Genomic DNA, 21212 nt, shown 5'->3' with positions numbered 1-21212 from the left:
GTTTATTTTTAGAAAGCTTGGTTATGAGCACATTCAGATACGTTTTTCTCCTCATTTATTTTCTTTTTCATGCATTGCTGCTGATGGGGAGTATTCTCACTATCAGTAAGATCAGGGAGTCCGATTTCAAGTTTATCAATGGTTTTATCAATGATGAAAATCTGCTGTTAAATAGCAGTAATCTGATCACATTCACCGTGCTCGGATTAATTCTTTTTGGAATTAATGCATTGATGCTCTGGATGGACAGCGGCAGGGAGAAGAAGAAACTGGAGGCCAAGGATCGGGAGATCGTTGAGTTGAAGGCAAAGCTTTTCGATATTCATGGCACCAAACCCGTGTCATCCGGCAAACCGGCAATTGAATCTGAACCGAATAAAAGCCAGGAAGACTGATGGAACTCAGATCGATTATTACGCGGGAGCTCAGTGAGGCGCGTGATGTTCTTGATAATTTCCTCAAAGATCCGGCACAGCTGTCATTAATTGAAAAGGCGGCGGTGCTCATTGCTGATCGTATCAATGATGGCGGTAAAATATTTTCGTGCGGAAATGGCGGCAGCATGTGCGATGCGATGCATTTTGCGGAAGAGCTGACAGGCCGCTTTAGGGATGATCGCCGCCCGCTTCCTGCGATTTCCATATCTGATCCCTCGCACATTTCCTGCGTTTCGAATGACTATGGATACGAACAGGTTTTTTCCAGATATCTGGCGGCACTCGGAAAGAGAGGTGATGTGTTGCTGGCAATATCTACAAGTGGAAATTCCCCAAATATTATTGCAGCTGTCCGCCAGGCCAATGAACTTGGTATGGATGTGGTTGTACTTACCGGTAAGGGAGGAGGTTCGTTAAAGAACATGGGAGGCATCATTATAGATGTGCCGCATGTTGGCTACGCAGACCGAATCCAGGAAGTACATATTAAGGTAATTCACATCCTGATACAGTTGATCGAAAAACTAACCTGAATGGTTTCAAAAACGTATGGTGCCGCTGTTATCGGGGTTGATGCGCACGTGGTCACCATAGAGGTAAGTGTCGGGCAGGGCTTAAAGTTCTTCATGAGTGGTTTGCCAGATAATGCCGTAAAGCAAAGTGAACATCGTGTTAATTCTGCCATTCAGGCAGCCGGTTATCGGCCTCCCCGGACCAAAGTAATTGTAAATCTTGCTCCTGCTGATATGCGAAAGGAGGGGTGTTCCTATGATCTTGCTATAGCGCTTGCAATGTTGCATGCCTCAGGCGAGGTAAAGTCGTTGCAGCTCGAAAGGTTCATGATCATGGGTGAGCTTTCCCTCGACGGTACAGTTCTGCCTATTAAGGGCGTATTGCCCATTGCGATAGAGGCAAGGAAAAGGAAATTTGATGTTCTCATCCTTCCGAAAGGGAACATTCGCGAGGCAGGCATTGTGAGTGATCTGAATGTGATCGGTGTGGAGAATATCAGGGAAGCGGTGGATTACCTGACGGGGAAAATATCCTTATCTCCGGTTTCGGTAAACACGCGCGAAATATTCAATGATGAGCTGGATGATTATGAGGTTGATTTTAACGATGTGCAGGGCCAGGAAAACATTAAAAGGTCCCTTGAGATTGCTGCAGCCGGCGGGCATAATGTAATCATGATCGGACCGCCTGGTGCCGGTAAAACGATGCTGGCGAAACGTCTGCCGACGATCCTTCCGCCATTGTCACTGAGGGAGGCCCTCGAAACCACCAAGATTCATTCGGTTGCCGGCAAATTGGGAGCACAGGCATCACTCATTGCATGCAGGCCGTTTCGCTCCCCGCATCATACCACCAGTGATGTAGCCCTGGTTGGCGGCGGTGGGTTTCCGCAACCAGGAGAAATCTCACTTGCGCATAACGGTGTTTTATTTCTTGATGAATTGCCGGAGTTCAGAAGGTCGGTACTCGAAGTGATGCGCCAGCCCATGGAGGAACGAAGGGTAACTATTTCCAGGGCAAGGATTTCAATTGATTACCCGGCAAATTTCATGTTGATCGCCAGTATGAATCCTTGTCCGTGCGGATTTTATAATCATCCGGAAAAGGATTGTGTTTGTGGTCCGGGAAATGTGCAGAAGTACCTGAATCGGGTAAGCGGACCGTTGCTGGACCGGATCGATATGCATGTGGAGGTTACGCCGGTATCATTTGATGAAATGACATCCGGGAGGAAAACGGAAAGCAGTACGGAAATTCGATCGCGTGTGATTGCCGCCAGGAATATTCAGGAAGCCCGGTATGAGGAGTTGGATGGCGTTTACGCAAATGCCATGATGCCTACGGCAAGTATTAAGGAGTATTGTGAGATCAATCAGGCAGGACGAGCCTTGCTGAAAACCGCCATGGACAGGCTGGGATTATCGGCCAGGGCGTATGACAGAATCCTGAAAGTATCGCGTACCATCGCGGATCTGGCGGGTTCTGAATCTATTGATATCGGCCACCTGGCGGAAGCAATTCAATTCCGAAGCCTGGATCGGGAAGGCTGGGCAGGATAGGGATCAGTCCTCGTCGCCGTCGAGCATACTTAAATAACTCTTAAATCTGAGTGGATTGATATCCCCATCTTCCAAAGCCTGCTTAACGGCGCATCCCGGTTCCCTGAGATGCAGGCAATTGTTGAATTTGCAGGAACCCCGCAGTACCCTGATTTCAGGAAAATAGTCACCCAATTCTTCGGGGGGTATTTCTACGAGCGCCAATTCTTTTATTCCGGGAGTGTCGATAATGAAGGTTTCATTTTCCAGCTGAAACATCTCTGCGAACGTCGTCGTATGGATTCCCTTATTGGCGAAGTCTGAAACCTCACCGGTTTTCTGTTCGATTTCAGGAGAAAGAAGATTAATGAGGGTTGATTTACCCACACCGGAATGTCCGGCGATAAGAGATTTTTTATGAGCTAATATGGCACGAAACTGTTCTATACCTTCCTGGCTCTTTGCCGAAGTACGCAGACATTTGACGCCGATCTTTTCATACATTTCTATGAAGTGTTCCATCTTCCTTTTCTCCTTTTCATTCAGAAGATCGACTTTATTAAAAATCAGGACCTGGGGTATGCGAAATGATTCAGCGGAAACAAGGAAACGGTCTATAAATCCAAGAGAAGTTCTCGGATAAGATAGTGTAACGATCAGAACGGCCTGGTCCAGGTTTGATGCAAGAATATGGGCATGCCCCTTTTTATGTACAGACTGCCGTATAATATAGTTTTCACGCGGAAGTACATCGGTAATGATTGCCTGACTGGTATCTTCCGGATCAAGTTCCACCTGATCCCCTACGGCTACAGGATTAGTTGTTTTAGTATCCCTGATACGCAATTTTCCGCGAACCCGGCATTGATAACGATTACCATCTTCTGCAAGTACCTCGTACCACGATCCGGTAGATTTAAGAACGAGACCTGTCATGATTCAGTAATTCTTTTGTATATGTTATAATTTCTTTGGTAGCACCCAGTTGAGACTGTATATATTGCTCATTGGTTTCTTTCACAATAAGGTAGGAGTTTTCAATTTCTAATCGTGTATAATGCTCCCGGAGTTCGACATAATTGGCAACCGCGAATGCACCACCGAGATTTATCAGATCCCTTGCTTCCCTGAATTTCGTGTAATTCTTATTTCCAAAAAATACAGGTAATCCAAAAACAGCCGCCTCCAGAATATTGTGAAGGCCTTGTCCGTATGCACCACCAACCCAGGCGAATTTTCCGTATTGATAGAGATGTGCCAGCATGCCTACATTATCGATGATCAGGATATCAAACTCACCTTCCTGAGCCTTTGTCCATCGGGAATGCCGGATACATTTTTTTTCAAGGTCACTCTCAATCTCAGCGAGAAAGCGATCTGAAATTTCATGGGGTGCGATGATGTATTTCAGATCATGTTCATTCATGAAGGGGATCATTACATCCAGATCTGCAGGCCACGCGCTTCCGATGATAAATGCCGGCTTTTCACCCAGGAAAGAACGAATCTCCGGAAGATCACGGGCTTCCCGGCTGATCTCAAAAACGCGATCAAAGCGGGTATCTCCGGAAACTGACACGTTTGTAAGTCCGATTTCCGACAAGAGTGAAGCTGATTCCCGGTCCTGAACGAAGAAGTGGGTGATAAATCGAAGTGATGCGCGCTGAAACCCACCCCAGGGCTGAAAGTAAATCTGGTCCTTTCTGAAAATCGCTGAAATGGAAAGGACAGGGATCTTGTGGCGGTTCAGAGTCCGGAGGTAGTAATGCCAGAATTCATATTTAATGAAAAAGGCAAGGGTAGGTTTTATGAGGTCAATAAAGCGTTGCGCATTTTTTTTGCCATCCAGCGGGAGATAAAGGATCGCATCCGCCCCGCTGTAATTTTTGCGTACCTCATAACCTGAGGGAGAAAAAAATGTGATCAGTATAAGATGTTCGGGGTATTCAAGCCGGTATTTTTCGATAAGGGGCCTGCCTTGCTCGAATTCACCGAGGGATGCACAGTGTACCCACAATAATGGTTTTTGTGAAGGGTTAACTGCTGCAGCCTGCTCCCAGATTTTTTGCCTGCCGTCTCTGAATAGTCGGGCCTTGCTGTTGAAAGGTGCCGCCAGCTTAATAGCTGTACGGTAGAGGAGGAGGAAGAAGCGGTAAACTATTTTTCCCATGGTTCCGACAAAAATAAAGAACCCTTATCGGAGGGTTGGGTCCTTTGCGTGAATTTATTTATGTGTCGGGCTGAAACCGACGGGATTGGGGTAATCACAGTTTCGGTTATTTAATGGAAATGGATTTACCGGGATCCGTTTTCAGGGCATTGATTTGCAGTGAAATATTGCTGATCCGGATGTTGCTTACTTTTTTCTTTCGGAAGAATGCGGTAATGATCTTATTCAACTCGTCGTCATAGAAGTCAATGATTTCTCCAGTATTAGTGCAATAGATATGACCATGATTATCGATGCGCGGATCATATCGCATTTGTCCTTCCCTTGTGTACACTTTTTGAAGTAATCCTGAATCCACATAAGTTTCGAGGGTTTTATACACAGTGGCCATGGATATGCCCGGATTTGCCGGATGGATCGCGAGATAAATGTCATCGGCGGTAGGATGATTGTTCATGCCCTGAATTGCATCCAGGATCACCATTCGCTGTGGAGTGACGCGCAATCCTGCATTCATTATTTTCTGACGTACCATATGGATATAAATTATTAAATAAGAATAATTATTAAATAAGAATAATTAATATAAACAAGATAGTCATCATTTGGTCATCAGGCAACGCCACGGAGATTATTTTGGTTACCCGTATAGAAAATCAGATATTAATAGCATCATGCGGAAATATATAATAATCGTTTTAACAGTCATCTCGGCTGCCGTGCACGGACAAAGCAGTGATTTTGCCGCTCTTTTGGAGTCGGGGTCTGACGATGCTGAACTGCTGATTGAAGGATATCTGAAGCCACTCTATACGGCTGCCGGTTTTGGCCTTTCAGGAGGGTGGTCGAATACGGCTGCAACCCATGATGTTCTCGGTGTGGACCTCACTTTGTCGGTGGGATTTTTAAATGTCCCTGATAAGGACCTTTTTTACCGGACCGACAACCTGGGAATGGTGAATACTACCCAGGTGAATGGAAATCAGGCTCCTACGGTATTCGGGCCATCCGGGGAGGAATTGAGGCCTGAATATGAATTCACAGACCCGGAAACCGGCGAAACAGCCACTTTTACCGGACCGGAAGGTATCGATCTTGCAGACGGGATGAATGACCTGCTCGGAATAAATAAATCAATGGCTCCTGTGCCTATGGCAAACCTGGGGATCGGTCTTCCAGCCGGAACAGATTTGCGTATACGGTGGCTTCCAGCCATCAGGGTAGGCGATGATACCAATTTCAATTTCTGGGGTATCGGGGTACAGCATAGTCTGAAGCCTTATTTTGGCTTGCAGGATAAGACCTTTGAACTATCGGCATTTGCAGGAATCACCTCCTTCCGTGTTAAAACTGATCTTCGCAATGATGTAATAACCACAGAAAATGATGTGATTTCAACGAATGGAGAAGGTATTACACGTCTTCAGTCGATGCTCTTCAGGGGAATGATATCAAAGGAACTGTCGGTATTCACCTTCTATGGAGGTGTTGGTTATACTTTTGTTACCACTACTACCGAAGTAAATGGCACATTTATTTATGATTCCGGACAGGAGCAGACCGTCGTTGATGATCCAATAGATTTCAAGTATAATTTCGGTGGACCGTCAGTCACAGCAGGGGTTCGCGTAAAACTGTTGGTTTTCTCACTTCATAGCAGTTATACCATTCAACGATATAATTCATTCGAACTTGGTTTCGGAATAACCGTTCATTAACGGCCCTTGAATTCAGCCTTACGCTTTTCTATGAACGCATTCATTCCTTCGGTCTGGTCTTCAGAAGCGAATGTCAGATAGAAATTTTTGCGTTCAAAGTTCAACCCTTCGTCCAAATGCGTTTCGAAAGCTCTGTTTACGGATTCTTTTGCCAGTTTAGCAGCGACGGGTGACATAGCCGCGATCTTTGCTGCAAGTGATTCGGCCTCATGAAGATACATTTCAACCGGAACCACCCTGTTCACCAGACCGAGACGCTGGGCTTCGTGTCCGTCTATAAAATCGCCTGTCAGTACCATTTCCATGGCCCTGGCCTTTCCTATGGCGCGTGTCAGTCGCTGTGTGCCCCCTGCGCCCGGCATCACTCCGATTTTTATTTCCGGCTGTCCGAATTTAGCCGTTTCAGAGGCCACAATCATATCGCATGTCATCGCAAGTTCACATCCTCCTCCGAGCGCAAATCCCGATACGGCGGCAATCAATGGTTTTTTCGTTTTCCGAATCTGATCCCAGGTACTGAACTGATCGATATTCAGCATATCAATCGCGGTTTTACCTGCCATTTGTTTAATATCAGCGCCTGCTGCAAAGGCACGCTCATTACCGGTAATGATAATGACGCGAACAGTTTCATCTTCATCAAGCTGGCGCAATGCTTCTTTCAATTCCTGCATGAGTTGAAGATTGAGTGCATTCAGCTCTTTAGGCCTGTTCAACTCAATTAAAGCGATATATTTTTTATGGGCGGGATTTACTTTAATAAGTTCCATAGTTGTAGGGGTATGGTGCAATAATAAGAAAAGCCGCCTTTTGAAAAAAGACGGCTTTATCTAACCATACTAAACAGGTGAGCAAAAGTGCTATGTACGTTTATATACCAACTTAGGGTGACAGGTAACCTTCCTTTATTATTTTTGTGTAAAAAGAAATATGATCAACGTATTGTTTGTCTGTCTGGGTAATATATGCCGTTCACCTCTTGCCGAAGGTTTATTCAGGAAAAAGGTACTTGAGCGTGGATGGGATTCCTTTATTCACATTGATTCGAGTGGAACCGGGGATTATCACATCGGCGAAATGCCGGATCACAGAACCAGGGAAAATGCAAAGAATAATGGTCTGATCCTCGAATCAAGAGCACGCCAGTTCTCCTATGAAGACTTTGGGAATTTCGATTATATCATTCCCATGGATGCATCCAACAAAACCAATATTCACCGCCTGGATCCTGATGAAAAATTCCGTGACAAGATCATACTCATGCGTATGTTTGATCCGCTTGAAAAAGGGGCCGATGTACCCGATCCCTATTTTGGAGGGGCACAGGGATTTCAGAATGTGTTTGAGATTTTAGACCGGTCAACTAATCAGTTTCTGGACTGGCTGGCTGAACGTCATTCATTTGAAGGCTGATCAGGTTTGATCACTGCACGGTAATTGTTTCGTGAGATTTGTTCCAGGAGCATATGCTTTCCCGAACGGAACCGGTCTATATATTCCTGCGTATAGTTTTTTATGGTGATCAATTCCAGTCCGGTATTATATCGAATACTGAAATCCGACTGCAGCCGGCTCATAATTTCATCCAGATGACCGGTGTGGAAATCAACACAGATGGAAAAGGAAATCGCCGAATTCTGCATCAGGTTTATCTTCAGGTCTGCCTCTGAGATTTCATGGAATATCTTCGTCAGGTTTCGCTCATTAATAAAGGTAAAATCTCGCACATGAAAGGAAATCAGGCACTGATTTTCCTTTATAATTACAGCAGGAATAAGGTTTTCAGCCTGACATTCGTGAATTACAGTACCTGGTGCATCGGGTTCATAAAAGCTCTTTACCATCAGCGGAATCCCTTTGTTGGCCAACGGTTTAATAGTTTTCGGATGGATAACTGAGGCTCCGTAATAGGTCATTTCCGCTGCTTCCCTGTAGGGTAGTTCTTTGTAGCGCTGGGTTCCCTCTATCTTTTTGGGATCGCCGTTCATGATCCCTTCCACATCTTTCCACACAGTTACTGATTCCGCGTTGAGGCATGATGCAAATATAGCAGCGGTGTAATCGGATCCTTCGCGCCCGAGGGTTGTGACCCGCTGGTCTGTGCTTCGGCCTATGAATCCCTGGGTAAGCAGGATGGTGGCATTGAGCGTTTCTTTCAGTTTGTTTATACGGCCACAGGTAACAGACCAGTCCACATGTCCTTCACGAAAGTGCGCATCCGTTATTACATACTCCCTGGCATCGAGCCACTGAACAGGAAGACCTTCTTCCTGCAGATAGCTGGCGATGATGGTTGAAGAAAGAATTTCTCCCTGACTGATAATCCGGTCGTACAGTTCGGGATAGGGGAGGTCAAGGGTTGTATCGTTTTCGATTTCATTAAAAATCTTATCCAATGAGAGCTGTAGTTCATTGGAAATTTCAGAGAAGAGACCTTTTGCGGTTTCCAGATGGTATTTTTTCAGGAGTTCTATTTCCCGTTTACACCCATCTTTATCTGCGGAAAGTCCCAGTATCTTTTCAAGATGGTTGGTGGTTTTTCCCATAGCAGAAACCACAACCAGCAATGGAATATTTTGGAATTTTCTGAGAATGGATGCCATGTTTCGGATGGCTTTTTCATTGCTTACAGAGGCTCCTCCAAATTTGAATACTCGCATAATCGCAAACGTTTGCAATAAAAATATATAACTTTGCCCAAGTTGCATCTAATTACTGAAAACTGAAACCTGAACATGGAAGATTCGCGGATTGCTCTCCCAATAGGAACTACCCTGGACCGCTATATCAAGAAAAAACAGGATGAATTTCAATATGCCACGGGGGAGCTTTCGCAGTTGCTCCGGGATATTGCCCTGGCCGGAAAGGTTGTAAACCGTGAGATAAACAAGGCCGGACTAATCAATATCGGCGGAGCCATCGGCACTCAGAATGTGCAGGGTGAAGAACAGCAGAAGCTTGATGTGCTGGCAAATATCCGGTTTATCCGTGCGTTAACGAAGGGCGGCGAAGCCTGTGCCATCATTTCCGAAGAAGACGAGCATTTCACTGATCTGAAAAATGACGGAAAATATGTCATTGCGATCGATCCGCTTGACGGATCCTCCAACATTGACGTAAACGTTTCAATAGGGACAATTTTTTCGGTTTATAGACGGGTTTCTCCGCTTGGCAAGCCAATTGAGAAGGAAGATATCATGCAGTCTGGTATTGAACAGGTGGCTGCGGGTTATCTGCTTTACGGGTCGTCGACCATGCTGGTCTATACCACAGGTCATGGGGTGAATGGATTTACCTATGAGCCCTCACTGGGAGAATATTTTCTTTCCCACCCGGATATGATGATTCCGGAGGATGGCTCTATCTACAGTGTGAATGAAGGTATGTACAACAGCTTTCCTGAACCCGTTAAAAAATACATTACACACTGCCACGATCAACAGTATTCCGCTCGCTACATCGGTTCGCTGGTGGCTGATTTTCATCGGAATCTTCTGAAAGGAGGTATTTACATGTATCCGCCTACGGAAAAAAACCCTGATGGCAAGTTGCGTCTGATGTATGAGTGTAATGCCTTATCCTTTATTGTTGAGCAGGCTGGCGGCATGGCGTCAACAGGTACAGGCCGCATTCTGGAAGTTGCACCACAGAGCCTGCATCAGCGGGTACCTCTTTTCATTGGTTCAAAAAGAATGGTTGAGAAAGCGGTTTCATTCTTTTAATGCTGACTGTATTTTCTTCGGGTTTCAAGTTTTTGCCGGATGCGTTCGATAACAAGCTCTGTAAGCGCTGTATCGATCAGGTCGGGATCTGTTGAACTGAGAATTTCCCTAACCCTGTTTTCTGCCACATCAATTCGGTAGAGCGTATGCAGAAGCCTCTCCATGTCGGTGTCCAGCAGGAATTTTAAACGTTTCCGAACCGCTTCCATGAGTTCTTCCCCGGAAGTTTCTTCGGACAGAGGCGTGATCGAATCCGGAAGGTGTTTATTGATCAGTTGATTCAGCTGATGCGTCCTGGTTTCCATTTTTAATCAATTCCGGTGCTTCCTTCAATAAAATTTTATACCAGGAAACAAGTTTTTTTATATCTGACGGGTATACCCGCTGCTCATCATATTCAGGCAGAACATGTTTCAGGAATGCCTTCAGCTCATCCGTATCAGAATTACTGTCAATTCCGGGATCATCCTCGAATTCATCAAATATGGTTTTGAAAATATCCGGCAGGGGTGTTGAACCTTCCTGGTCGGTGGTATAAATGGAGATGTCACTGAGCACGGAAATCCGTTGTGTGGCATTCGCAATCAGTTTTTTACGTGCATCATCCAGGGATTCCAGAATTACTCCGGTCCGTGTGGGTTTTATCACTTTGAAAAGTCCGCCTTTTCCTGCAACGGAGGCGATGTCGCTATATTCCATATACCTTTAAATTAAAGCGCAAAGTTAGAGATTACAATGGATCGACCATACGATCGGGATTAAATTTCAGCGGCGACCTGCAAACAATAGTTAATATAGTCGGTAAGATCATCCTTTCCTTCCCCGGTTTCAGAGCTGGTGAGCACCATGGGAGGCAAGGTCTCCCATTGAGATTTCAATACCCGCCTGTATTTAGCCATGGAAGACTGATTTTTGTTCTTGGATTGTTTGTCGGCTTTTGTAAAAATGAGTGCAAAAGGTATCCCCTTTTCTCCCAGCCACTGAATGAATTCAGTATCCACGGGCTGAGGGTCCAGCCGGGTGTCGATCAGTACAAAAACGTTAATTAGATTTTTACGTTCTGTGAGGTAGTCATGAATCATTTCGCCCCACTTTGAACGGTCTGTTTTGCTCACTTTAGCCCACCCATAACCCGGCAAATCGACCAAAAACCAGTTCTCGTCAATCAGGAAATGGTTGATTAGCTGTGTCTTTCCAGGTTTTCCTGAAACTTTGGCCAATTTCTTACGTCCCGTAAGCATGTTGATCAGAGAGGATTTCCCAACATTCGAACGTCCTATAAATGCAATTTCCGGGCGTTCAGGCGGCGGACATTGCGTATAGACACTGCTGGAGGTGATAAATTCTGCTTTTTTGATGGACATGTTGTGTAGCCTCTAGAATTAATTCAACAATTTTTTATATTTAGTGTACAAAAGCAACATTTAAGCGGGAGTTTAATTCCCTAATTGGGAATTTTATCGTTTATTGTCCTTTATTTAGTATGGTAAGGCAGTCCCTGGCTGCTATTTTTTTAAGGTAAACCATAATGATCTGCAAATATCGCCAGAAATGATACAAAAACGCGTTTTACAATTTTTTACCGTTTTTCTGCTCAGTATATCAACATCCCTTTTTGCACAGGAGCAAAGTGATAAGGAGCTCGCAGAGGAATACATTAACCAGGCAGAATTGATCATGGAAGCAACAGCCGCGATGGTGGATGCCCGTGATCTGTACGTTCTTGCCGCAGAGGCGGATCCTTCCAATGTGAAGGCAAACTGGATGGCTGGAGATTTTCATTTGAAGACGATCGGAAAAGACCGTGCGGTTAAATATTTTCTCAAGGTCCTTGAGCTGGATCCGAATTATCGATTTGACATTATGTATCAGATTGGCCGGAGCTACCAGTACGGAATGGATTTCGATAATGCCCTTGCTTACTACAACCGATATCTGAACAAACTCAAGCAGGAGGATGGATACCGTGGTATCGATAAGGTTGAATTAGCTGAAGTTACCCGAAGGATCTATGAGTGCAGTAATGCCAAGGAATATGTTGCGAATCCGGCCCACTACTCTATCGTTAATATTGGAAATGCCATCAATACGGAGTACGAGGAATATGCCCCCGTTCTCAACGAGGATGAGACCCTGATGATTTTCACCACACGTCGGAGGGATGGCAACCTGAATGAAAATGTGTTCAAGGATAACAAACCGTTCGAAGATATTTTTATGGCGACAAAGGAGAATGGTGTATGGTCTCCTGCCATGAATATTGGAAGTACTGTAAACACGGAATATCACGATTCAAATCTTGCCCTTTCTGCCGACGGGGAGCAACTGTTTATTTATAAGGACGAGAACAACGGAGATATCTATGCGGCAAACCGCAATGAAGATGGCTCCTGGTCCTATCCGGAGCCCCTTAGTGAAAACATCAATTCAGAAGGATTTAAGGAGAGTTCAATCTCGATTTCTCCCGACGGTTCCACGCTGTTTTTTGCCAGTGACCGTCCGGGAGGATATGGCGGTTCGGATATATACTTCAGCGTAAAGGATGCGCGGGGTGAATGGGGACGTTCAAAAAATCTTGGGCCGACCATCAACACCGAATATGATGATGACGGTCCTTTCATCGATTATGATGGAAAAACGTTGTATTTCAGTACCCGTGGTCGTAAGGGTATGGGTGGATATGACATTTTCCGTTCTGAATATGACAGTGCCAACAATGCGTGGACGGAACCTGAAAATCTTGGATTCCCGATCAACACGCCAGATGATGATATTTACTTTGTGAGTACCAAGGATGGACAGCGCGGATATTATGCGTCTGTTCGGGAAGATGGTCTGGGCTATACCGATATTTATATGGTGACCATTTTAAGTGATGAAGAAATGGAGGCCCTGGCCAATAAAGATGTTGAATCTGACAGCATTGAGCAGGTAAAGACCGATTTGGAAACGGCTGTGAATGTGACGGAGAAAAAAACGGAGCCGCTGGAGGTGGTAGTCAACGTACTTGATGAGGCGGGAAATCCGACGGATGCGAAGGTTAGTGTTCAAAGTATTCCGGATAACATGGTTGCTGGAAAAAGCAGGGAAGATCTTGGAAAATATCGTTTTATGATTCGGCAGTCTACGCCTAAATCATACAGGTTATCTGTTGAAAAGGATGGATATCTCTTCGAGGATATTGACCTGGGCTCACTGGCTGCCAGTTCAGAATCTTCTACGATGGAGCGTACCGTGCGGCTGAGGAAGCTTGAGCTTGGAACCAGGAAGGTTTTAAGAAATATTTATTTTGATTTTGATAAAGCTACATTCAAGGACGAAAGCTACAGCGAGTTGAACAAACTTGAGACCATGATGGCGCAGAATCCGGGCATGGTGATTGAAATTTCAGGACATACCGATAATATCGGGTCTAAAGCATACAACCTGGATCTGTCGCAACGGCGGGCAAATGCAGTGAAGAACTTCCTTGTGAACAAAGGAATCGATTCCCGCAGGATCATGTCTGTCGGCTTTGGGGAGGAAAAACCCCTGGCCAGTAATGATGATGAAGCCGAAGGTCGCGAAATAAACCGCCGCGTTGAATTCAAGGTGACAGGATTGAAATAAAATTCATTGAACAAGGGAAAGCCATCTGTTCGAATACAGATGGCTTTTTTGTTTTCTCCACAGTTCTGTCGGATATTTGCCGGCCCGCAGAACAAGATATGTGATTAAGGGTTTATATCAATGAATTATGACAGTAGTACCCTATAAAGACAAGGAATCAGGCAAGAAGGAGCAGGTTGCCGAAATGTTCGACAATATCAGTCAGAATTACGACTTCCTGAACCATTTTTTAAGTCTCGGAATTGACATCCGTTGGAGGAAGAAGGCCATAAAATTGCTTCGCGAGGACAAACCTCGTCTTATCCTGGATATTGCGACCGGCACAGGTGACTTTGCCATCGAGGCGCTGGCGTTGAATCCCGATAAGGTAATTGGCGTGGATATTTCTGAGGGGATGCTCAGTGTTGGCCGGGAGAAAATGAAGAGAAAAGGTTATGATGACCGTATTGAACTTCAGCAAGGCGATTCTGAAGGGTTGTTATTTGAAGACAATAAGTTTGATGCGGTGATCGTTTCATTTGGAGTAAGGAACTTTGAAAATCTGGATAAGGGATTGGCCGATATGTACAGGGTGTTGAAACCGGGAGGCAAGGCGGTTGTGCTGGAATTCAGCAGACCAAACCGCTTTCCATTTAAGCAGCTGTACAATTTTTACTTTAAGGCAATTTTACCTAAAATTGGAAAGGTAATCTCCAAAGACAGGGCCGCGTATACGTACCTGCCTGAATCTGTGGAAGCTTTTCCTGATGGCGACAGATTCCTTGCGCATATGCAGCAAGTAGGATATAAAAACACAAAATGCAAACCTTTAACATTCGGGGTAAGTTCAATTTACGTGGGCGAAAAGGCCTGATAATCCTCATCCTTCTGGTGTTGCCTCTGGCCGCTTTCGCGCAGCGAAGGAAGCAGTTGAATAACCCAAATTATGATAGGAGGTGGCTTACCTATGGATTTTTGCTCCAGGGACAAACCTCTTCATATCAGATTAAATACAGTGATGCATTTGTTTCAGATTCATTTGATTCGGTATATGCCATTTCACCCAAATGGTCCACAGGTTTCAGCCTGGGATTCATTGTAAATTTCAGGCTTGAGGAATATTTTGATCTGAGGCTTACGCCCACCGTTTCATTTCACGAATACGCTATCGACTATGAATATGTGGATGAGCCGGTAGATAATCAGCTGATCGAGTCAACAGTTGTGGAGCTGCCCGTTATGCTGAAATATAAGTCTGCCCGGCGGGGAAATGCCCGAATGTATTTCGTGGGAGGCGTAAAGCCGGGGTTTGAAGTTTCAGGTAAGAATAAGAACGAAGATTTTGGAGATGACTATCTGATAACAAAGGATTTTAATTTTTCCGGGGAACTGGGATTTGGAGTGGATATCTATTATCCGCTTTTTAAGTTTTCTCCTGAAATTCGGTTTTCAAAAGGGTTCACAAACCTGCTCGGCGATGCCAATAATGCATATGGTGCCGGTCTTGATCGCATCAATACGAATACTGTATCCCTTATACTCTTGTTTCAATAACTATGACGTTTAAAACGGCTTTCATCACCGGTGCCACATCGGGTATCGGAAAGGCAACCGCAGAGATTCTTGCAGATCAGGGTTATAAGCTTATTCTGTGCGGAAGGAGGGCAGACCGCTTGGAACGCCTGAAGGAAGAATTGCCCACAGAGGTTCATACACTCACGTTTGATGTTCGAAACCAGGCTGAAGTGGATGAAGCGGTTGCGACGCTGCCCGACCACCTGGAAATCGATGTGCTTATAAACAACGCAGGGAATGCCCATGGCATGGCTCCGCTGCAGTCGGGGGATGTTGCCGACTGGGATGCTATGATTGATATCAATGTTAAAGGATTGTTATACGTAACACGCGCGGTTTTACCCGGTATGATTGATCGTAACAATGGATATATTATCAACATTGGCTCCATCGCTGGAAAGGAAGTTTATCCGTCAGGGAATGTATATTGCGCTTCGAAACATGCCGTAGACGCCATCAACCAGGGACTTCGTATCGATCTAAACGGAACCGGGATTAAGGTATCGGCGATCAATCCGGGCCTGGTGGAAACGGAATTCAGCATGGTTCGATTTAAGGGTGATGAGGACCGATCACGCAAGGTGTATGCCGGGATGGACGCCTTGCAAGCCCGTGATATTGCAGAGATCATCGCTTTTATGCTTTCCAGGCCTGCTCACGTAAATCTCGCTGATATTCTGGTATTGCCACAGGCACAGGCATCGTCGACCATCGTTTCACGGAAATAAGCTAGTTGAACAGACCTTTAAGCGTGTCTGTTTCAATTTCATGTTCGCCCTGAAAAGTGATATATTGAAATTCCAAACCGGTTCGTGACACAAGGTCAGTCATTTCGTTCATTTTCTCATCTTTCAGATACGGATCCTGTAATCCGTAAACGCACCATTTTTCCAGATCGCCAAGTTTTTGTCCGGCATTGTCAAGGTTCAGATCATAGGGTAGTATGCCCGCCCAGAGGATGAGGGATGATGCTTTAATATTTCCGTTCATGAGCCAGCGGGTGGCAGTTGCAGCTCCCTGGGAAAAGCCGAGCACAGTAATTTTTATGTCGTGGTCAAGCCGGACTTTGATGGATGTGTGAATGGCATCCAGGTATGCAACATAGTTGGCGATGTCTGTTTCCCTGTCTTCACGTGTCATCCAGGTTGCTCCGATCCGTCCGTCAAAGCCGTCCAGGTAAAACCTGGACAATCCTTCGGGGGCAATGATCATACGTTGCGGAGAGGCGATTGATTCAAATTTCCTGATGAAATATTTTGCAAGCTGTCCGTATCCATGGATAACATAGACAATTTCGTTTGTATCTGTGGTGATTTCGCCCAATTGCTGGAATCGCGCAGTGTGCGGAAAGGTTATGTAGGATGTTTTCATCGGACAAAAATAAAAAAAGACCGGCGAAGCGCCGGCCTTTATGGTTCAAACCCAAACCACTACTACTATCGTTTAAAACCCAGAGCACTTCCACCGCAGTAATTTGTGGAATTGTCGAATGTGTACTGGATATAATAAATGCCTGTGTTGTTGCAGGGGTAGACGATGGCAGAAATAAACTGTCCGTCGATCTTACTGCTTACCACCTTATTTCTATTGCTGTCGAAGAGGTTCACGACGATTCCATCGGTCTGTTCTCCCATTGCGCAAAGATTGATCATATACTGAGTACCTTTCGTAAAAACATACGAATACTCTATTTTGTCCTTCGTTCCGTTGGCCCCGTTAATTTTATAGCTTTTCAGATAGTTAAAACCATCTGCCAGCTTCGGAATACAATTTTCCGTTAAGGATTCCGGGTTGCACTGTGCAAAGGATGCCTGGTTCATTACCATAAAGAAACCTGCCAGAATGAATATGTAAACTATTTTTTTCATTGTTACCTAGTTAATTACTCCCTTCCTGATTTCCTCTACTTTATTTCGGATAGCTGTTTCCGTTTCAGGGCTGATATTTATTTCACTTGAACTGTTATCCTTAATCACCATCACGCCATCGACGATTTCATATGTGGATTCCTCATAGGTGTGGGTGATCTCCACAGCCTCGTAAATAGACTGCAGGTCTTTCATTTGTCCGTGCAAATCGGCTATTCGCGGATCAGTCGACTCATAGAAAGAAAGTAGGATGGTAATATTGTCTAAAATTATCTTTTGCTCACCAATAGTTTCGCTCAACGCCTTATTATCGGGGTTTTTCTGCGCGATTTGGGTGGTGATATGCATGGCTTCCAGCCATCCGCCTGTAAGGAGCAAAACACTCAGATTTGCGCGGCTCTGTTCCTGCAGGTAGTGATTAATTTCATTAAAATTCTGGGTTGTAATCAGTAATAATGAATCCAGGTTTTTGCTGTTTGTCGCAAGACGACCGATGGTTTCAATATCAAAAAACTGCCCGATACTCAATCCGTCAGCCATTTCCTTAATGGCATCCATGTAGTCGAGTCCGTCCTGGTTTTGCTCGTATATATTGGTATAGCCGAGGTCTGTACCGTAGATGCCCAGATTGACTGCTTTCTGATAGTTACTGTTGTATTTCGATTTGTTGTCGGCTTCGTTTAACAGCGACCTGTCGTACGAACTTCCTGATTCCTTCAGCAGCACCGAAATTTCCAATGGTGAAGGGATCTGCTGTATCACACTGCTGATCACTTCTTCCGAAACCGGTGGTTCGGCAACAGTTACTGAATCTGCATTCACCTCGTAGGCTGCTTCATCAGGTTTGTTCCCGGAACAAGATGCTAAAAGGGAAACCAGGCCAAGCCCAAAAAATAATTTCCTCATGGTTAAAAAATTAATCTGATAACAAAAATATACTTCCTCACCTCATATCCAAATGCCCGTCTGACAAGGGATGTAAGGTTAACTCTTCTTTTTGGAGGAAAAGGACAGATTACCGAAATAATCCATCAGCTTCCTAAGTAGTTCAGTGTACAATGTGAGGTATAATACCAGTGACATAAGCCATATTACAACGACATTGAACCAATATGTATCTATGTAATTTCCTGCGAAATATTTAACAGGAGCAAAAAATTGTGCGCGGTAATCCAGTGGATTAGACGGTTTGTCAGGCGTCACAAATACTGGATTTATTTGCTGTAATAATTGTCCGTTATATTCGATTACCCTGTCAGTCTCGGTGGCATTTGTCACCAGATCCGCCAGGCTTTCATTGTAGTACTTATCCTTATATTCATTCAGGTTATAATCAGGGGTCTTGGTCTCGTAGAAGTAAACCTTCTTTTCACGTTCACTCACCGTGGTATTATAGATATTCTGATAATGTTTTCTATATGTTTGCAGGTAGGCATCCAGGTTGTCCAGCAATGCTGTCGTAACCTCAGCCGCATCGAGAGGACCCTGCGTCCAGGTACTTTCAAGGCTGTCTGTGAACGACTCTCCCTTGAGTTCGTTGCCAATGATGGCCAGGGAAGCATTGATTACCTGCCGTGAGGAATCCGATGAGTCGGCCAGAAGATTCCTGATCTCTTTGGTTTTTTCAAGCAGCTTGGGCTGAATATAGGCCGCCTTGAAATCGGCATCCGCCTCCTTTTTCTCCAGGTCATAATACAGGAATTCGTAGCTGTTCTCCTTAAACTGGTACACTGCCATGGCCTCGTACGCCCACCGTGAAGCCATCAAATCGGCCACAACAGGCACTTTACCCTTGGTGGTAATAATATCGTTAAGCCTGTCGAAACTGAACAGTAACCCGCTCAGGATCATCTGAGGGATGAGCAGTAACGGAATCATGACATACACCGTAACGGCTGAATTAAAGGCCGCTGAGATGTTCAGTCCGAGTACATTCGCAAAGCAGGAACAGCTGAACAGAACAAACCAGAATGCGAAGGTCATGTCATGAATTTCCAGGATAACATTTCCGATTACTACAAATGTGAGTGTTTGAATGGCCGACAGCAGGAAGAGGAGTCCGAGTTTTGAGACCAGGTAGCTATTCCAGCTGAGGTTCAGGAAACTCTCCCGTTTGAGTATCTTTCTGTCCCGGATAATTTCCTCGGCACTTACGGTAAGCCCCATAAAAAGGGCTACAATAATGCTCATAAGCATGAAAGCGGGGATATTTTCGTTGAATCTGAAAATATATTCACTTCCATCAGGGCTGCTTCTGTATCGAATAATGAATGCCAGGATCAATGCCAGGAGCGGGGCTTCCAGCAGGTTGATCAGTAAATATTGTCGGTTGCTGATTTTGGAAAGCATATCACGCTTCAGGAAAATCAGACTTTGCTTTATTTTGGAAGGAATGCTAAGGCTGTGTGGTGGTTTTTCATTTACATCTTCCACCCTGTCGAGACTGAAATTGGTTCCGAAGTGCTCATGCCATCCCAGTGGATTGATCTTTCTCTTATTGGTCAGCTGACCGTATTCATCCACCACCTTTGCTTCGATGATATTGAAAATCTGCTCAGGATTTACGTTACCGCAAGTTTCACACTGGCCGCGCTCGCTGTCAACCTGGTTCGTAACCTGTTTGAAATAAGTTACCGCGCCCACCGGATTACCATAGTATACGGGATATCCCCCGGTATCCATGATGAACATCTTATCAAACATTTTGTAGATGTCTGAAGAAGGCTGATGGATAACAACAAAAATCAGTTTGCCCTTTAGTGAGAGTTCCTTAAGCAGGTCAATCACATTTTCTGAATCCCGTGAAGAAAGGCCGGAAGTGGGCTCATCCACGAAAAGAACCGCGGGTTCCCGGATAAGCTCCAATGCAATGTTAAGTCGTTTTCGCTGTCCGCCGCTTATCGTCTTATCGAGCACGCTGCCCACGCGAAGGTCTTTACGCTGTTCAAGTCCGAGGCTTTCCAGAACGCGCAGTACTCTTTCCCTGATCTCCTCCTCATTCTTATCGGCAAAGCACAATTTGGCGTTATAATACAGGTTGTCGAAAACAGTAAGTTCTTCAATCAGCAGATCATCCTGCGAAACATAGCCGATCACACCATGAATCTTTGCTTTTTCTGTATGGATGTCATATCCATTGATCCGGATTGATCCTTTCCCGGGAGGTTCAATTCCTGCAAGAACGTTAAGCAGTGTGGTTTTTCCGGCACCACTGGCACCCATGATGCCGATCAGTTTGCCAGGTCCCTCGGAAATATGGATATCATGGAGACCTGTTGCACCGTTTGGAAACTGAAACTCTTCAATATCTGCATTGAAGGACAGTTTGGTGGTTCGGATTTCCTCACTGAACATCATGATCAGGTCGGAATAATACAGGGCCGATCCCAGCATTGTTTTTACCGTGCTGCCGTGTGAGAAGAGATATACCCTTCCGGTTTGCATGATAAATCCATTCAGGTTGTTTTCATCTTCCCCCAGGTAGCGGGTAAAGTACATATCGACGCTCTTTACGCGAAGGAATAAAAGCACTCCTTCCAGTTCAGCGTTAAGATGTTTCCGGGACTTTTCCGGATCATCGGACTCACGCTGATCAACGATGAGCAGGTTTGCCGCGTCTATTCCCGCAGCATCCTCGCCTATAACAAAGGATTCAATTTCCTTGTATTCGGTTTTGTCAATATTAAAGACTGTACTGATCGTATCGATGATTTCCATCCGCTGAGGCGTAAAATTCTTATCAGAACTCACGAGCTCAAGGATTTTTATCAATACAACGACTTTTTGCTTCTGGGTAAGTGTCTTATTGATTTTTTTACAAAGGCCCAGGGTTTTTACTGAATCTCGGACGGAGGTGAGTTTTTTCCGGGTTTCTTCCTGCTTCTCTTCCTCTGAGTACCCGGAATACTGGTCATAGAGTTGCAGGTACTCTTTTACGGAGTCCTGATCGAGTTCCTGTTTAAAGAATCCGATTACGAACTGACGTTCCTTTTCTGTGACGCCACCATCCTGTTTAGTGATAATGGCAAAAAGTTGCGTTAACGCTTTAAGTATTTCCTCACTCATTGTTACCGGCTAGGTTCA

The 21212-nt window shown here is 45.0% G+C and carries 22 protein-coding genes; 10 read left to right on the top strand and 12 right to left on the bottom strand.

What is annotated here, in order from left to right:
- Positions 1-23 precede the first annotated feature (23 nt).
- Genes LDX50_RS24300 through LDX50_RS24290 form a run of 3 tightly spaced genes read left to right on the top strand, consistent with a single transcriptional unit; the run spans position 24 to position 2509 of the window.
- A complete protein-coding gene (locus tag LDX50_RS24300; RefSeq protein ID WP_225698877.1) occupies positions 24-395 on the top strand; it encodes a hypothetical protein in 372 nt (123 codons plus the stop codon).
- A complete protein-coding gene (gene lpcA, locus LDX50_RS24295) occupies positions 395-970 on the top strand; it encodes a D-sedoheptulose 7-phosphate isomerase (RefSeq protein WP_225698876.1) in 576 nt (191 codons plus the stop codon). The genes LDX50_RS24300 and lpcA overlap by 1 nt, the downstream gene beginning before the upstream one ends.
- Positions 971-2509: a YifB family Mg chelatase-like AAA ATPase gene (locus LDX50_RS24290; RefSeq protein ID WP_225698875.1), complete on the top strand. Its 1539-nt coding sequence runs from the start codon at positions 971-973 to the stop codon at positions 2507-2509.
- A 3-nt stretch (positions 2510-2512) separates the two neighbouring features.
- On the opposite strand, the gene rsgA is transcribed toward LDX50_RS24290, so the two are convergent.
- The 3 genes from rsgA to LDX50_RS24275 form a co-directional block, all read right to left on the bottom strand.
- Positions 2513-3424 (bottom strand): ribosome small subunit-dependent GTPase A, encoded by a 912-nt coding sequence (rsgA, locus tag LDX50_RS24285; RefSeq protein WP_255647393.1) that lies wholly within the window; start codon positions 3422-3424, stop codon positions 2513-2515.
- Positions 3405-4658 (bottom strand): 3-deoxy-D-manno-octulosonic acid transferase, encoded by a 1254-nt coding sequence (locus tag LDX50_RS24280; protein ID WP_225698874.1) that lies wholly within the window; start codon positions 4656-4658, stop codon positions 3405-3407. Before LDX50_RS24280 ends, rsgA begins: the two co-directional genes overlap by 20 nt.
- 106 nt (positions 4659-4764) lie before the next feature.
- Positions 4765-5193: a Fur family transcriptional regulator gene (locus LDX50_RS24275; protein ID WP_225698873.1), complete on the bottom strand. Its 429-nt coding sequence runs from the start codon at positions 5191-5193 to the stop codon at positions 4765-4767.
- Positions 5194-5332: 139 nt separating this feature from the next.
- On the opposite strand from LDX50_RS24275, the gene LDX50_RS24270 reads away from it, so the two are divergent.
- Complete coding sequence (locus LDX50_RS24270; RefSeq protein ID WP_225698872.1) at positions 5333-6376, top strand: DUF6588 family protein; 1044 nt, start codon at positions 5333-5335, stop codon at positions 6374-6376.
- Here the strand turns inward: LDX50_RS24270 and LDX50_RS24265 are convergent.
- A complete protein-coding gene (locus LDX50_RS24265; RefSeq protein WP_225698871.1) occupies positions 6373-7146 on the bottom strand; it encodes an enoyl-CoA hydratase-related protein in 774 nt (257 codons plus the stop codon). The two genes, LDX50_RS24270 and LDX50_RS24265, sit on opposite strands and share 4 nt — an antisense overlap.
- A 160-nt stretch (positions 7147-7306) precedes the next feature.
- On the opposite strand from LDX50_RS24265, the gene LDX50_RS24260 reads away from it, so the two are divergent.
- Positions 7307-7789 (top strand): low molecular weight protein-tyrosine-phosphatase, encoded by a 483-nt coding sequence (locus LDX50_RS24260; RefSeq protein ID WP_225698870.1) that lies wholly within the window; start codon positions 7307-7309, stop codon positions 7787-7789.
- Here the strand turns inward: LDX50_RS24260 and LDX50_RS24255 are convergent.
- Positions 7771-9036: an aspartate kinase gene (locus tag LDX50_RS24255; RefSeq protein ID WP_225698869.1), complete on the bottom strand. Its 1266-nt coding sequence runs from the start codon at positions 9034-9036 to the stop codon at positions 7771-7773. The genes LDX50_RS24260 and LDX50_RS24255 overlap by 19 nt on opposite strands.
- Before the next feature lie 75 nt (positions 9037-9111).
- Here LDX50_RS24255 and fbp point away from each other — a divergent pair, with 75 nt between their 5' ends.
- On the top strand, positions 9112-10098 hold the full coding sequence (gene fbp, locus LDX50_RS24250; RefSeq protein WP_225698868.1) for a class 1 fructose-bisphosphatase: 987 nt from the start codon (positions 9112-9114) through the stop codon (positions 10096-10098).
- Here fbp and LDX50_RS24245 read toward each other — a convergent pair.
- From LDX50_RS24245 to yihA, 3 genes are read right to left on the bottom strand one after another with little or no spacing between them, the layout of a single operon-like run.
- Positions 10095-10403 carry a hypothetical protein gene (locus LDX50_RS24245; RefSeq protein ID WP_225698867.1) on the bottom strand — a complete coding sequence of 103 codons (309 nt, stop codon included), beginning with the start codon at positions 10401-10403 and terminating at the stop codon, positions 10095-10097. The two genes, fbp and LDX50_RS24245, sit on opposite strands and share 4 nt — an antisense overlap.
- Positions 10363-10797 carry a DUF5606 family protein gene (locus LDX50_RS24240; protein ID WP_225698866.1) on the bottom strand — a complete coding sequence of 145 codons (435 nt, stop codon included), beginning with the start codon at positions 10795-10797 and terminating at the stop codon, positions 10363-10365. The genes LDX50_RS24245 and LDX50_RS24240 overlap by 41 nt, the downstream gene beginning before the upstream one ends.
- A 59-nt stretch (positions 10798-10856) precedes the next feature.
- The gene (gene yihA, locus LDX50_RS24235; protein ID WP_225698865.1) at positions 10857-11462 is read right to left on the bottom strand and encodes a ribosome biogenesis GTP-binding protein YihA/YsxC; all 606 of its coding nucleotides are present in this window, start codon (positions 11460-11462) and stop codon (positions 10857-10859) included.
- Between the two features lie 187 nt (positions 11463-11649).
- Here yihA and LDX50_RS24230 point away from each other — a divergent pair, with 187 nt between their 5' ends.
- From LDX50_RS24230 to LDX50_RS24215, 4 genes are all read left to right on the top strand, one after another.
- Complete coding sequence (locus LDX50_RS24230) at positions 11650-13707, top strand: OmpA family protein (protein ID WP_225698864.1); 2058 nt, start codon at positions 11650-11652, stop codon at positions 13705-13707.
- Positions 13708-13834: 127 nt separating this feature from the next.
- A complete protein-coding gene (ubiE, locus tag LDX50_RS24225; RefSeq protein ID WP_225698863.1) occupies positions 13835-14560 on the top strand; it encodes a bifunctional demethylmenaquinone methyltransferase/2-methoxy-6-polyprenyl-1,4-benzoquinol methylase UbiE in 726 nt (241 codons plus the stop codon).
- Entirely contained in the window at positions 14506-15240 is a 735-nt protein-coding gene (gene porT / locus LDX50_RS24220; protein ID WP_225698862.1) for a type IX secretion/gliding motility protein PorT/SprT, read from the top strand. Before ubiE ends, porT begins: the two co-directional genes overlap by 55 nt.
- Positions 15241-15242: 2 nt before the next feature.
- Positions 15243-15989 (top strand): SDR family NAD(P)-dependent oxidoreductase, encoded by a 747-nt coding sequence (locus LDX50_RS24215; RefSeq protein ID WP_225698861.1) that lies wholly within the window; start codon positions 15243-15245, stop codon positions 15987-15989.
- 1 nt (position 15990) lies between these two features.
- Here LDX50_RS24215 and LDX50_RS24210 read toward each other — a convergent pair whose 3' ends face one another.
- From LDX50_RS24210 to LDX50_RS24195, 4 genes are all read right to left on the bottom strand, one after another.
- Positions 15991-16632, bottom strand: a complete 642-nt coding sequence (locus LDX50_RS24210; RefSeq protein WP_225698860.1) for an alpha/beta hydrolase — start codon at positions 16630-16632, stop codon at positions 15991-15993.
- A 65-nt stretch (positions 16633-16697) separates the two neighbouring features.
- Complete coding sequence (locus tag LDX50_RS24205; RefSeq protein ID WP_225698859.1) at positions 16698-17129, bottom strand: hypothetical protein; 432 nt, start codon at positions 17127-17129, stop codon at positions 16698-16700.
- Positions 17130-17135: 6 nt separating this feature from the next.
- Positions 17136-18035 (bottom strand): putative periplasmic lipoprotein, encoded by a 900-nt coding sequence (locus tag LDX50_RS24200; RefSeq protein WP_225698858.1) that lies wholly within the window; start codon positions 18033-18035, stop codon positions 17136-17138.
- Between the two features lie 78 nt (positions 18036-18113).
- Positions 18114-21194, bottom strand: coding sequence for an ATP-binding cassette domain-containing protein (locus tag LDX50_RS24195; RefSeq protein ID WP_225698857.1), 3081 nt, complete (start codon positions 21192-21194; stop codon positions 18114-18116).
- Between the last annotated feature and the right edge of the window lie 18 nt (positions 21195-21212).

It is taken from the genome of Fulvivirga sedimenti (assembly GCF_020328055.1).
This window is presented reverse-complemented; position numbering and strand designations above follow the sequence as displayed.

What these genes read in the sequence shown, in the direction of transcription:
- LDX50_RS24300 (WP_225698877.1), top strand. Translation starts at nt 24, where the DNA reads ATGAGCACATTCAGATACGTTTTTCTCCTCATTTATTTTCTTTTTCAT.
- lpcA (WP_225698876.1), top strand. Translation starts at nt 395, where the DNA reads ATGGAACTCAGATCGATTATTACGCGGGAGCTCAGTGAGGCGCGTGAT.
- LDX50_RS24290 (WP_225698875.1), top strand. Translation starts at nt 971, where the DNA reads ATGGTTTCAAAAACGTATGGTGCCGCTGTTATCGGGGTTGATGCGCAC.
- rsgA (WP_255647393.1), bottom strand. Translation starts at nt 3,424, where the DNA reads ATGACAGGTCTCGTTCTTAAATCTACCGGATCGTGGTACGAGGTACTT.
- LDX50_RS24280 (WP_225698874.1), bottom strand. Translation starts at nt 4,658, where the DNA reads ATGGGAAAAATAGTTTACCGCTTCTTCCTCCTCCTCTACCGTACAGCT.
- LDX50_RS24275 (WP_225698873.1), bottom strand. Translation starts at nt 5,193, where the DNA reads ATGGTACGTCAGAAAATAATGAATGCAGGATTGCGCGTCACTCCACAG.
- LDX50_RS24270 (WP_225698872.1), top strand. Translation starts at nt 5,333, where the DNA reads ATGCGGAAATATATAATAATCGTTTTAACAGTCATCTCGGCTGCCGTG.
- LDX50_RS24265 (WP_225698871.1), bottom strand. Translation starts at nt 7,146, where the DNA reads ATGGAACTTATTAAAGTAAATCCCGCCCATAAAAAATATATCGCTTTA.
- LDX50_RS24260 (WP_225698870.1), top strand. Translation starts at nt 7,307, where the DNA reads ATGATCAACGTATTGTTTGTCTGTCTGGGTAATATATGCCGTTCACCT.
- LDX50_RS24255 (WP_225698869.1), bottom strand. Translation starts at nt 9,036, where the DNA reads ATGCGAGTATTCAAATTTGGAGGAGCCTCTGTAAGCAATGAAAAAGCC.
- fbp (WP_225698868.1), top strand. Translation starts at nt 9,112, where the DNA reads ATGGAAGATTCGCGGATTGCTCTCCCAATAGGAACTACCCTGGACCGC.
- LDX50_RS24245 (WP_225698867.1), bottom strand. Translation starts at nt 10,403, where the DNA reads ATGGAAACCAGGACGCATCAGCTGAATCAACTGATCAATAAACACCTT.
- LDX50_RS24240 (WP_225698866.1), bottom strand. Translation starts at nt 10,797, where the DNA reads ATGGAATATAGCGACATCGCCTCCGTTGCAGGAAAAGGCGGACTTTTC.
- yihA (WP_225698865.1), bottom strand. Translation starts at nt 11,462, where the DNA reads ATGTCCATCAAAAAAGCAGAATTTATCACCTCCAGCAGTGTCTATACG.
- LDX50_RS24230 (WP_225698864.1), top strand. Translation starts at nt 11,650, where the DNA reads ATGATACAAAAACGCGTTTTACAATTTTTTACCGTTTTTCTGCTCAGT.
- ubiE (WP_225698863.1), top strand. Translation starts at nt 13,835, where the DNA reads ATGACAGTAGTACCCTATAAAGACAAGGAATCAGGCAAGAAGGAGCAG.
- porT (WP_225698862.1), top strand. Translation starts at nt 14,506, where the DNA reads ATGCAAACCTTTAACATTCGGGGTAAGTTCAATTTACGTGGGCGAAAA.
- LDX50_RS24215 (WP_225698861.1), top strand. Translation starts at nt 15,243, where the DNA reads ATGACGTTTAAAACGGCTTTCATCACCGGTGCCACATCGGGTATCGGA.
- LDX50_RS24210 (WP_225698860.1), bottom strand. Translation starts at nt 16,632, where the DNA reads ATGAAAACATCCTACATAACCTTTCCGCACACTGCGCGATTCCAGCAA.
- LDX50_RS24205 (WP_225698859.1), bottom strand. Translation starts at nt 17,129, where the DNA reads ATGAAAAAAATAGTTTACATATTCATTCTGGCAGGTTTCTTTATGGTA.
- LDX50_RS24200 (WP_225698858.1), bottom strand. Translation starts at nt 18,035, where the DNA reads ATGAGGAAATTATTTTTTGGGCTTGGCCTGGTTTCCCTTTTAGCATCT.
- LDX50_RS24195 (WP_225698857.1), bottom strand. Translation starts at nt 21,194, where the DNA reads ATGAGTGAGGAAATACTTAAAGCGTTAACGCAACTTTTTGCCATTATC.